The 11,206-nt window shown below is 50.9% G+C and carries 11 protein-coding genes and 1 tRNA gene; 2 read left to right on the top strand and 10 right to left on the bottom strand.

The genetic code is table 11. The features are described from left to right. The 3 genes from VF260_08515 to nrdR all read right to left on the bottom strand — a co-directional run. On the bottom strand, window positions 1-1,426 hold a 1,426-nt coding region (locus VF260_08515; protein HEX7057220.1), incomplete at its 3' end, for an AAA family ATPase. 102 nt (window positions 1,427-1,528) lie between these two features. Further along, window positions 1,529-1,601: transfer RNA gene (locus tag VF260_08510), tRNA-Ala, on the bottom strand. Window positions 1,602-1,648: 47 nt separating this feature from the next. Then, window positions 1,649-2,116 (bottom strand): transcriptional regulator NrdR, encoded by a 468-nt coding sequence (gene nrdR / locus VF260_08505; GenBank protein ID HEX7057219.1) that lies wholly within the window; start codon window positions 2,114-2,116, stop codon window positions 1,649-1,651. Window positions 2,117-2,256: 140 nt separating this feature from the next. Between nrdR and VF260_08500 the strand changes: the two genes are divergently transcribed. Further along, on the top strand, window positions 2,257-2,481 hold the full coding sequence (locus tag VF260_08500; GenBank protein ID HEX7057218.1) for an alpha/beta-type small acid-soluble spore protein: 225 nt from the start codon (window positions 2,257-2,259) through the stop codon (window positions 2,479-2,481). Between the two features lie 74 nt (window positions 2,482-2,555). On the opposite strand, the gene VF260_08495 is transcribed toward VF260_08500, so the two are convergent. The 5 genes from VF260_08495 to polA form a co-directional block, all read right to left on the bottom strand. Next, entirely contained in the window at window positions 2,556-3,173 is a 618-nt protein-coding gene (locus VF260_08495) for a lytic transglycosylase domain-containing protein (GenBank protein ID HEX7057217.1), read from the bottom strand. Beyond that, the gene (gene coaE / locus VF260_08490; GenBank protein HEX7057216.1) at window positions 3,170-3,766 is read right to left on the bottom strand and encodes a dephospho-CoA kinase; all 597 of its coding nucleotides are present in this window, start codon (window positions 3,764-3,766) and stop codon (window positions 3,170-3,172) included. The genes VF260_08495 and coaE overlap by 4 nt, the downstream gene beginning before the upstream one ends. 18 nt (window positions 3,767-3,784) lie before the next feature. Continuing rightward, window positions 3,785-4,498: a sporulation membrane protein YtaF gene (gene ytaF, locus VF260_08485; protein HEX7057215.1), complete on the bottom strand. Its 714-nt coding sequence runs from the start codon at window positions 4,496-4,498 to the stop codon at window positions 3,785-3,787. A gap of 105 nt (window positions 4,499-4,603) precedes the next feature. Then, the gene (gene mutM, locus VF260_08480; GenBank protein HEX7057214.1) at window positions 4,604-5,431 is read right to left on the bottom strand and encodes a DNA-formamidopyrimidine glycosylase; all 828 of its coding nucleotides are present in this window, start codon (window positions 5,429-5,431) and stop codon (window positions 4,604-4,606) included. A gap of 19 nt (window positions 5,432-5,450) precedes the next feature. Further along, the gene (gene polA / locus VF260_08475; protein ID HEX7057213.1) at window positions 5,451-8,126 is read right to left on the bottom strand and encodes a DNA polymerase I; all 2,676 of its coding nucleotides are present in this window, start codon (window positions 8,124-8,126) and stop codon (window positions 5,451-5,453) included. A gap of 79 nt (window positions 8,127-8,205) precedes the next feature. Here polA and VF260_08470 point away from each other — a divergent pair, with 79 nt between their 5' ends. Then, window positions 8,206-8,967: an HAD family hydrolase gene (locus VF260_08470; protein ID HEX7057212.1), complete on the top strand. Its 762-nt coding sequence runs from the start codon at window positions 8,206-8,208 to the stop codon at window positions 8,965-8,967. A gap of 77 nt (window positions 8,968-9,044) precedes the next feature. On the opposite strand, the gene VF260_08465 is transcribed toward VF260_08470, so the two are convergent. Together VF260_08465 and VF260_08460 are read right to left on the bottom strand one after the other, a co-directional pair. After that, window positions 9,045-10,505, bottom strand: coding sequence for an oligosaccharide flippase family protein (locus VF260_08465; GenBank protein HEX7057211.1), 1,461 nt, complete (start codon window positions 10,503-10,505; stop codon window positions 9,045-9,047). A gap of 254 nt (window positions 10,506-10,759) precedes the next feature. Beyond that, window positions 10,760-11,206, bottom strand: a 447-nt coding sequence (locus tag VF260_08460) for a hypothetical protein (GenBank protein HEX7057210.1), incomplete at its 5' end; no start/stop codon positions are given.

Here is an 11,206-nt window from a genome sequence, read left to right as displayed (position 1 = left end):
CCCCAAACAAGTCGTGCGTTAGACCATATTTCGAATATGCCAACAATACTTCTTTTGAACAAAAATAATTTTCGATTTCTCTTTTTTTCCACATGAGTTCAATCAACGGTAGATTACTATTTAATGCAATATTTTCAGTGCGATCAAAGATTGCAATTCCAAGAAGATCTTTTTTCGCTTCTTTTAATCCATAAAAATGATCTCGGGCTTTTGTAACTTGATTTCCAACATAATAAACAAACGGTCTGCTAAGATATTCAAGTAATGGGTGATTTAATTTCCTGGAAAATTCTATCAATATAGCCAGATCAGTAGATCCTTCCAAATATAAAACCCACCCGGTTTGCTCAGCTTGGTAATATTGATCATATCCGATTTCTTTTAGAGATTTTAACACCTGACTTCCTCTGTCATCAATTCGATGGGGGGTTCCGACAAATGCTATGACAGTATCTTTGCTGGCAGCTTCATTTAATACAACTTCCGAATGACTGGCCGCTATGATTTGCGATCTTTTTTTCTCCGCAATGCTTGTAATTAAGGAATAAATTTCTCTTTGCCTTAATACTTCCAAATGTGCATCCGGTTCGTCCAATAGCAATACGGTTTCAGGGTTTGCATACAAGTGAGATAAAATCAGTAATGTCTGTTGAAGCCCTCTTCCGGCAGATGCCAAATCCAATTCTACATTTTCTTCCACGTATGACATGGTTATTTCTCCACGTTCTTGAATATACTTTGGCGGAAGTAACGATACCCCGAATAATTGCTTAATGTAACTAACCAACTCTTTCCATTCAGCGAAATCTTTCTCATAAATTTGATAACACATATTTCTTAGCACTTGAGCTGTTTGTCCCTCGCCAAGTAGTACATTTATTCTACCCGGCTCCCATTTTGGCTCATACGCTGCTAACCCTGACATTGGTGGCAGAAATGCCACATTGACTAGACCTGCGGCTGCCGGTATCGGCATTCGGGTTATCTCGCCATCAATCATCTTTCTTAATGGCCGACAATAAAACGACTCTTCGTTTGCATAATCAAATTCCAAGCCGCATTTCCAAACTTGGCCATTTGAAACACCTTCAACTATCACTTCAATACAAATATTTTGCGTTTGCGTCTTGCCTTTAATTCGCTCTACGTTTCTAACATGAAGGTTATGCCACAGCAAATTTGCAAACGGTACCGGAATTGAGAGTAAATCCCTTCGGTTTATTGTGACGCCAGGCCTTTTTTCGGGAGACGTTTTGCCTCCCCTTTTTTCCAGCCACTTTTTTAGCCCGACTTCCCATAATGCCAATGCTTGAAGTGCCGTCGTTTTACCGGAGTTGTTTGGCCCGATAAATACCGTTGTTTTGCCAAGTTCAATTTCCACCTTTTTTAATTTTTTATAATGGTTAACTGAAATACTTGTGAGCATTTTCAACCTCCAAAAATTTCTCAATATCTATTATGATTCTTTATATACAAAAAAAAACCTCGTGTAGTCACAAGGTTTTTTAAATATTTCTTTAAACGGAAATGGAGCTTAGGGGGATCGAACCCCTGACCTTTTGGCTGCCAGCCAAACGCTCTCCCAGCTGAGCTAAAGCCCCATATTTACCGCAACATGAGAAATAATATCATATGCGTTTCCTTGCTGTCAACGATTATAGCCGCTGCGGTTCAGGAGATTATTAAGCTCCCGCATGAACATGTCGATATCTTTAAACTGACGGTAAACGGAAGCAAACCGGACATACGCCACCTCGTCCACCGGATATAGCTGCTCCATCACGAACTCTCCGATTTCCCGACTTTCCACTTCCGTCTTGGCGGTATTGCGCAACGCCTTTTCCACTTCCGCGACGATCATTTCCAGCCGTTCCATGGACACATGGCGCTTTTCGCAGGCGCGCATCAAACCGCGCAGGATTTTGTCCCGGCTGAACTCTTCTCTGGTGCCGTCTTTTTTGATCACCATGAGCGGCGTTTCTTCGATTGTCTCGAATGTCGTAAAGCGGCGGGCGCACTTTTCGCATTCGCGGCGGCGCCTGATCGACTTGTTGTCGTTGGCGGGCCTGGAGTCCAACACCTTCGTGCCGGAATAGTCGCAAAACGGGCATTTCATATTTTTCAAGTCCTCCCCTTTTGCACTATTATACCAAAAACAAGCAGCAACATCATTGCCAACGCTTCCACCGCTTACCTGACATACGCTTTCGAATCGCGCGCATAATAGAACTACCAACGACAAGGAGGTGAACAAAAATGGCTCAGGGTCAATCCCGTTCCAGCAACGCTCTCGTCGTCCCCCAGGCTAACGCCGCTCTTGACCAGTTGAAATATGAAGTAGCGCAGGAGCTGGGGATTGCGATTCCGCAGGATGGCTACATGGGTAACATGGCTACCCGTGACGCAGGAGCAATCGGGGGGCACATCACCCGTCGTCTGGTACAAATCGCTGAACAGCAGCTTTCCGGTGGCGCTAGATAACGGCAAATATTTCTAAGTTTTAAACAAAAGGCGTTGGACGCCCGCCCCCCGCGGGTGGGCGCTCCAATGCCGGTTCATTGTTCCCAGTCGTAATATTGCTTGTATTTTTTGTAATAATAAAGGATACGCTGGATGTAATGGCGCGTCTCACCGATCGGAATTTGCCCGATCGTATCCGCGGATCCGTCCCATGCATTCTGCTCAAGCCAATCCCCGACACGCCTGGGGCCGGCGTTGTACGCGGCGGAAATGAGCGCGATTTTGTCCACTTTCACTTTTTCGGGATCGGACGTCGCGAATTGGGCGGCAAATTGTTTACCCAACGAATCCAAATACCACGTGCCCACTTCAATATTAACATCGGGACGCTGCAGGCGCTGTTTTGTCAAATCGGAAAATTGGCCTTGCTCAATAATCCAATCGGCGGTATCCGGCATTAATTGCATAAGCCCGATGGCGCCTTTTTTCGAAGTTTTGTTTGTTGCGAAATTGGTTTCCACCCGGATGATGGCCGCAACCAGATACGGATCAACGTTATAATGCGCCGAACTGAGCAAAATATCCTGTTCATATTTAACAGGGTAAAGCAATTTCCCCACCAAATCGGTATCGAAAAAAAGCAACCCGATAAATACGAGCACGAGCGGCAAGATCACCCGTTTTTTTCGCAAGAGCAAAACAACTTGTTTCATTTTAACCCCTTGTCCCGCAAAAATTCATCAATCTGCCGCTTCGTTTCCGCAAGTGTTCCGCTATTGTCGATAACGATATCGGCTCTTCGTTTTTTCTCTTCGATGGGAATCTGTGCCGCCATCCGCCTAAGCGCGGCCTCGCGGCCAATCGCATCGCGCGCCATCAAGCGCGCAAGCTGCACGTCTTCAGGTACGTAGACAAGCATCGTTTGCTGAAACCGGTACTGTGAACCGCTCTCAAACAACAAGGGGATATCCGCAACGACCAGCTTGTCCGGTTGCTTGCGCTCATATTCCGCCATTCTCCCCATGATAATGGCGCGTATGCGGGGATGCAAAATATTCTCCAGATCTTTTCGCGCCGCGGCATCGGAAAAGACGATTTCGCCGAGCGCCTTGCGGTTTAAGGAGCCGTCAGGGAGTTTAAGCGCTTGTCCGAAACGGGCAAAAATTTCCTGCAAGGCAGGCTCCCCGGGAAGCACAACCTCCCGGGCGACCTGATCCGCGTCAATCAAGATTGCCCCTTGCTCCTGCAATAGGGCCGCCACCGTGCTTTTCCCTGTCGCGATACCGCCGGTCAAACCGATATTCATTATGGCCACATCCGTATATCAAGTATTCAGCAACTTCATCATGCCCAAGGCGATTAAAATCAAGCCGGGCATAACCGCTAAACGTCCGACCCATTTCCATTCCGACAGCCAAATGCCGGTTTTCAAACCGAGTGTGATAAAGATGCCGCCGGATATGACGATCGCCGCCGCGGTCAACAAGGGATTCAGTCCGATCAAAGCCGCGCCTAAGCCTGCGCCGAAGGAATCCAGCGAGAGCGCCACGCCCAACAGCGTCGCTTCCGATGCGGAAATGATGCCGGATTGGTCCACATCCGCGACCGATGGGGAACGCAAAATCTGCACTACCAAACTGAATTGGCGGAATTTGATGCGCAAAACCGTTTTCTTGACGTTCGCCTCAACTAGTTCTTTATTCATTTCCTTCCCGATATGCTTTGTTCCTGCAGGCTTTCTCCGGTTTTGCAAAAATGTTTGCCGAAAGGCCTGACGAATGGTTTGCCACAATGTCCAGAACCCGATACCGATCAGGATGGCGGCTCCCAGGCAGGAAGCAATTTGCGGGCTGAACAGACGCGTAAGCAAAGCGCCGATTTGCATGGCAATAAAAATAACACAGCCTGAAAAAAGTGAAATAATGCATATGGACAACATAGGTATGCGAATTTTGCGCAGACCGTACGTCGTCCCGACGCCAAATCCGTCAAAACTGACGGCCAGCGCCAGAATGACCAGTGAAACGACTTGCGGCATCTGTTTCCCTCCCCGGCGGGAACTCTATTCGCGTTAGGCGGCATTGGTTCATGCGCCCAAAGCGCCTCGCACACACTATCATATGGGGAGGGAAATATTTTCGTGTCAGCGCCTTTGGCAGCGCGGGCAAAAGTGCGTGCCTCTGCCGCCAAGCACGATTTTGTTCACCGGCGTTCCGCAATTCACGCACGGGTCGCCTTTGCGTCCGTATACGTTCAATTTCTGCTGAAACGTGCCCGTTTCGCCTTGCCCGTTCACAAACGATTTAATCGAAGTTCCGCCTGATTGCACGGCTTCCCGCAACGTGACGACGATCGCTTCGTGCAACCGGCGCAGTTTCGCCGCGGAAAGCGAACCGGCGCTTGTTTCGGGATGTATGCGGGCGCGGAACAAAGCCTCGTCGGCATAAATGTTGCCGATGCCCGCAATGACCTCCTGGTTCAAAAGAAGCGGCTTGATTTTCGTCGTTCTGCCCGCAATGGCGCGCCGCAGCGCCGACCATGTAAATTCGCCGCTTAACGGCTCCAGCCCGAGTTTGTTGAGCGGCGGCGAAGCCAAATCTTCACCGGGCGCAAACAAATGCATCGTGCCAAACTGGCGCACATCGTTGTAACGCAATTCGGTGCCGTCGGCAAAGCGAAAAATGACGTGCGTATGCGCCGCAACCGGCTCGCCTTGTTGATAAAGGCCGTACCTGCCTTCCATGCGCAAATGCGACACCAGCACGAGGCCATCCATTAAAAACCGCAAAAATTTGCCCCGGCGTTCCATTTCCAAAATAGTGTGCCCGGCGAGCAGCGCGGCAAACAATTTCGGATCATCCGGACGCCGGATAATGCGGGGCAAACGCACCTCCGCGTCGACAATTTTTTTATGCCTGATCAAACGATTCAACGTCCGTCTGACCGTCTCCACTTCCGGCAGTTCCGGCATTGCTCTTTTCCCCTTTTTCTTATGCCTCGTACCAGTTCGCGCCCGTTTCCACATCGACCTTCAGCGGAACGTCAAGCTTAAGCGCCCGCCCCATCAAATCCGGCACAAGCGTCCGCATGAGCGGCAATTCCGCTTCCGGCACTTCAAACACCAGTTCGTCGTGCACCTGCAGGAGCATCCGGCTTTTGACGGCTTCTTTGCGCATGCGCTCGGCGATTTTAACCATCGCCAGCTTGATGATATCGGCGGCCGTACCCTGGATCGGGGTGTTCATCGCCGTTCGTTCGGCGAATGAACGAATATTGTAGTTTGCGGCGTGAATATCCGGCAAATACCTGCGCCGCGCCAACAAAGTGGTGACATAGCCGTCGCGTTTTGCCTGCCTGACGATATTTTCCATATAGGCGCGGACGCCTTTGAACACTTCAAAGTATTGTTCAATAAATTGCGCGGCTTCCTTGCGTGTTATGTTCAGGTTTTGCGCCAAGCCATAGTCGCTGATGCCGTAGACGATGCCAAAATTGACCGCTTTCGCCTGGCGCCGCATATTTGCGTCAACCTGATCGGCGCTTACGCCGAATACATCCATTGCCGTTTTCGTATGAATGTCCATATCGTTTTGGAACGCCTCGATCAACTTCTCATCCTGCGAGATGTGCGCCAGAACGCGAAGCTCGATTTGCGAATAGTCCGCGGACAGGATATGCCATCCGGGTTCGGACGGTTTGAACACCTTGCGGATTTTCTTGCCTTCTTCAAGCCTGATCGGAATGTTCTGCAAATTGGGAAACTGGCTGCTTAATCGGCCGGTGGCGGCGATCGTCTGGCGGAAATACGTATGCACCTTGCCCGTCTGCGGGCGAATTTCCTTCAGCAACCCTTCCACATAGGTGGATTGCAGCTTGGCAAGCTGCCGGTAATGCAAAATAAGCGCGACAATATCATGGTACGGCGCCAATTTTTCCAACACTTCGGCATCGGTTGAATAGCCTGTTTTCGTCTTTTTCACGACCGGCAAGCCCAGTTTGTCAAACAAAATTTCGCCAAGCTGCTTCGGCGAGTTGATGTTGAACTCTACGCCGGCAAGTTCGTGGATTTGTCGCTCAAGCCGCTTGATGCCGTCTGCCAATTCGTTTCCGTATTGTTTTAAATCTTCCGCATCCACCTTCACTCCGGTCATCTCCATCATGGACAGGACGGACACAAGCGGCTGCTCCAGTTCATAATAAAGGCTTTCCATCCCGTGCGAGACAAGCTCTTGCGACAATATCCCGCGCAATTTCGCAATGGTTGCGGCTTTGCGGGACAAATGCTTGCTTAGCACGGAAAGCTCAGGGATGGCAAATTTGGCGCCTTTGCCGAACACTTCATCGTCTTCCGCCAAGCGCGGCAGCCCATATTTTGCCGCGATTCCCGCAAGCGTCAACCCCGACTCGGTCGGATCGAGCAAATACGCCGCCAGAAGCGCGTCAAACGCGACGCCGGAAAGCTTTACGCCGTGCCAGGCCAGCGCGATTTCCGCTTTATGCGAGTCGAACAGGCTTTTTTCCCGCGAGCCGTCGCCAAACCAATCGCGAATTGCCGAAGCCTCGGGAAGTTTAAGCGAATCGCCGGGCAAATAATACACTTTTTCGCTGGTGTAAAAGGCCATGCCGATCAATTGCGCATCGTGGGGGTTTTCGCCTGCCACCTCGACATGAACCGTACTTACGGCGGCAAGTTTGCCGCTTAGTTGCGCAAGCGTTTCGCCGTCCGCGACTACAACCGGCAAATCCGCATCCGCTGGAGCGAAGCGCCCCTCGTTTGCCGTTTCGCTTTCGTCCGCCGTCTGCGCCACTTTGGCGCCAAGCTTATCCAGGAGTGTCCGGAATCCCAGCTTGCGGAACATTTCTTCCGTCGACCGTGTTGAAAGCCCGGTGAAACGAACATGATCCCACGGCATGTCTAACGGCACCTCGCGGAAAATCGTGGCGAGCCGTTTGCTGAGCCGCGCATCCTCTTGATGCTCGCGTACCGTTTCGCCCAATTTGCCTTTGATGTCCGCGGCATGTTCCAGCACTTCCTCAACGCTGCCGTATTGCCGCAAAAGCTTCAAAGCGGTCTTCTCGCCGACGCCGGGAAGTCCGGGAATGTTGTCCGAGTTGTCGCCCATCAAGCCTTTCAAGTCGATAATTTGTCGCGGTGTTAGTCCGTACTTTTCCCGAATCGCCGATGTGTCGTACAACTCCACTTCGCTGATTCCTTTGCGCGTCAAAGCGATTTTTACCCGATCCGAAGCAAGCTGCAGCAAATCCTTGTCCCCGCTGACGACAAGCACATTCATTTCGGCGGCTTCCCCGCGCGCGGCAAGCGTTCCGATGATATCGTCGGCTTCGTAACCGGCAAGCTCAAATTGGGCGATGCCCATTGCCGAAAGGAGTTCTCGCAAAAGGGGAAACTGTTCGGATAATTCCGGCGGCGTTTTGGCCCTGCCGCCCTTGTAAGCGGCATAATCCTGATGGCGGAAAGTGATTTTTCCGGCATCAAACGCAACCAGCAGATGCGTAGGCTGTTCATCCTCGATTAATTTCAACAGCATCGTCGTAAACCCGTACACGGCATTCGTATGCAAACCCGCCGTATTGCTCAAAAGAGGCAGCGCATAAAAAGCGCGATTGGCGATGCTGTTGCCGTCGATTAAAAGGAGCTTCTCCATCATTTCACCTGCAGAAACATTTCATTTGCTTTCATCATAACATAATTGAGGAGAAGATTTCACGGCGGCTCAAGAAACGTTGCGCCGCCATTTGGAGGATGCCGCCGATATGACCCCGATATTCGCCCCCGGGCAGAAAAAAGCCATACTGTTCGATATGAACGGCACGCTGATGGACAATCATGCGACGAGGAAAATCGCTTTTATCAAAACGTTAAATGAATTTACCGCGAGGTGGGCGGGTGGCAACGACGTATCGCCGGAAGCCGTATACACTTTATATCTGAAATCCCTGCGCAAAGCAAAAGGGCGCGCCAAGACCGACGCTTCGGAGATTAATCATTTGCGCGAAGCGTTTTCCGCCATGCCGTTTGCCGTTCATGACGGATTCATCCGCTCGTTTCTGGACAGATTCAGGCAAATAAGGGAACATTCAGCCGAACCGTTTCGCAATGCGCATAAAGTTCTGAAAAAATTGTCCCAATCCTATAAACTCGCCATTGTGACGAACGGCAGCCGCGATCGCAGACTGCGCCAGTACCGCCAATTGGCCATCAGCGGCTTTATCCCGGAAGACCGGTTGTTCACCCCGCTAAACGGAAAAGGAAGAAAACCCGATCCGGCTTTCTTTCGCCACGTTTTGCGGCGTATGGGCAACACGCCGGAACAATGCGTGATGGTCGGCGATTCGTGGCGCAAAGACATCATCGGCGCCATCCGCTCCGGCATGGATGCGGTTTGGATCAACCGGGCAAAAAAAGACATGTCCATGACCAGGTCGGGCAAAAGCACCATTATCATCGTGCATCGCTGCGAACGGCTGACCGACTTGTTTGGGTAAAGTAACCTTTTTTGCGGCGCAATTTTGCATCGTTTCTGTTGAAGCTGTGATACCGGACAAGCTTCTATCCCGCGCTTTTACATTTTGAAAATTTTTCGCCGCGACGGCGCGGTCTCATAATAAACCGTCAGCAGCGTGAGACCGATTAACCCCGGTACGATCAGCCAACCGACGCCGATGCCGCTAATCCGCCCCGTCTCCAGCAACATGCCCATAAAACAGGTCGGCAACAGCGGCTCGCCATATGCCTTCCACCAATCAAGCGGAAAATGTTCGCGGTAAAAAAACAGGATCGTAGCCGCCGCCGACGCCGCCCAGCCTCCTGTGTAGATCCAAACCGCGAGCACCGGCGCATGTCCCGCAAGAAACGGCACGAACGCGACGATGCCGATGCCGGCGACGGCCATAACCCAGAAATTGGCGCCGGTTTTGCCGATGCCGGCAAGTATATTGCCGCCCAAACGGCTGACCGAAGAAAACAGGACGCCCAGCGCCAACAACCGGATATAGGTCGCCGAGTCGCCCGCGGCATATTCGGGACCGAACAGAAAACCGCTTATTTCCGCCGGATACAGGCAAATCAAGAGCGTCAACGGATACAAGATAAAATTGTTATAGCGCGTGCAAATGGTCGCTCTTCGTTTGGCTTCCCGCAAATCTTGCGAACATTCCGCAACAAAAGGAAACGTGACGATCATAAACGCCCATGTAACAATTCCGATAAACCCCGTAATCCGCAGCCCGTTGGTCAAATAACCAACCGCGACAACCGAACCGGAACCGATCATCATCACGAGAAAAGGCTGCTGGAAAGCTTTCGCAATATTCCCGGCCCAAATGGGCACGCCATACTTCAACATTTTCCACAATTCGCGCAAAGAAATAAATCCGAACCATTCGGGCCGATGCGCCCGGTGCACTTTTATACTAACGATAGTTGCGGTTGCGGCAGCCCCGAACCCCATCCACAACGATACACTCCATAAAAGGCCGCCAACCGGAATATAGACGCCCAATACCGTGCCGGCAGTGGAAAATACCGTTGTCATCACCATGAACATCGACTGAACGCCAAAATCGCGGTTTCCGGAAAAAGCCGCGATGCCAATGTTAATGATGGAATTAAAAATCAGCATGATTGAACCCGCGAACAACGCTCCCCGCAATTCCGGCAAATGATAAGCCTGCGCCAAAAGCGGCGCGCCTGCCGCCAGCAAAATGCTGACAAAAACTCCGAAAACAAGACTCCCAAACAGCGCGAACCGGAATTTGTCCCGTTTGGCAGCGTCCGCTTCGGTGGAGAAAGAATAAACCAAAGCTGAATTGAAACCCGCATTCAGGAACAATCCGACCATTCCGAAAATCTGCAACAACAGATTTACTTCGCCAAATTTGCCGGGATCATGCAAAACGCGCGCCAATATCATGCTTCCGACCGTCGACGACATCTGGTTTATGAAAAGACCAAGTTCGATAATCGACACATTGCGCAGCAGAAAACGCTGACTATCGTTGAGGGAAAGCCGAAAATTCAGCAAAATACCGGCTCCTTTTTTACGTTCAGATCAAATTCGGGTGGAAATTTATGCATTATTATAGCGCAAATCGAAAGTCTTTAAAATGAAATAATATTTTATATGAACATTGGCGCAATTTGTCTGTATCTGGGCGCCAAATACATGCACCGCCTGCTTGCGATGGAGAAAGAAAAAGCACTGCGCCGGTTCGACCCGAAATAAAAACCGATTGCGTTCCGCTTTTCATCCCGGCGGTTTGCGAAGCGCCGGACCGGTCAATGACTGCGGCTTTCATACCGGTCGTACCGAAATTGATCGTGACCGGAAAATTTCGCGAACAGCCAATTCACCGCAGCGGCAGCCGGCTGCTGAATAAGCGTGGTTATAATCACCGGAACAACCGCTTTCGCGTCAAAATAAGCCAGGCCAAGCACCAATCCGAGCGAAATGTTGCGCATGCCCGTGCTGTATGTAAGCGCGATGGTCAGGCCGCGGTCGTGAAAGAATAACCCGCTCGCCCAGCCCAGCACATAGGAAACGACAATGACAACGGCAATACCCGGAATTAAAAGCGGCAAATCGCCGCTTATTTCTTTCGCCTGCGGGGCAATCGCCGCAGCGTTTACCGCGACCACGAGAAACAGCGCCATTTTGGATGTCGGCTGCGCCCACGGCGCCGTCGCCTCTTTTACACCCGTTCCGCACCATGCGTTCACCAACAT

The sequence above is a fragment of the Bacilli bacterium genome, assembly GCA_036381315.1.
Lineage (GTDB): Bacteria > Bacillota > Bacilli > Paenibacillales > KCTC-25726 > DASVDB01.
Note: the sequence above shows the minus strand (reverse complement) of the source record. Positions and strands in the feature narration are given on the sequence as shown.

Excerpts from the sequence above, each read along its gene's own strand:
- nrdR (HEX7057219.1), bottom strand. The coding sequence starts at position 2,116 with ATGAAATGCCCGTTTTGCGACTATTCCGGCACGAAGGTGTTGGACTCC.
- VF260_08500 (HEX7057218.1), top strand. The coding sequence starts at position 2,257 with ATGGCTCAGGGTCAATCCCGTTCCAGCAACGCTCTCGTCGTCCCCCAG.
- VF260_08495 (HEX7057217.1), bottom strand. The coding sequence starts at position 3,173 with ATGAAACAAGTTGTTTTGCTCTTGCGAAAAAAACGGGTGATCTTGCCG.
- coaE (HEX7057216.1), bottom strand. The coding sequence starts at position 3,766 with ATGAATATCGGTTTGACCGGCGGTATCGCGACAGGGAAAAGCACGGTG.
- ytaF (HEX7057215.1), bottom strand. The coding sequence starts at position 4,498 with ATGCCGCAAGTCGTTTCACTGGTCATTCTGGCGCTGGCCGTCAGTTTT.
- mutM (HEX7057214.1), bottom strand. The coding sequence starts at position 5,431 with ATGCCGGAACTGCCGGAAGTGGAGACGGTCAGACGGACGTTGAATCGT.
- polA (HEX7057213.1), bottom strand. The coding sequence starts at position 8,126 with ATGGAGAAGCTCCTTTTAATCGACGGCAACAGCATCGCCAATCGCGCT.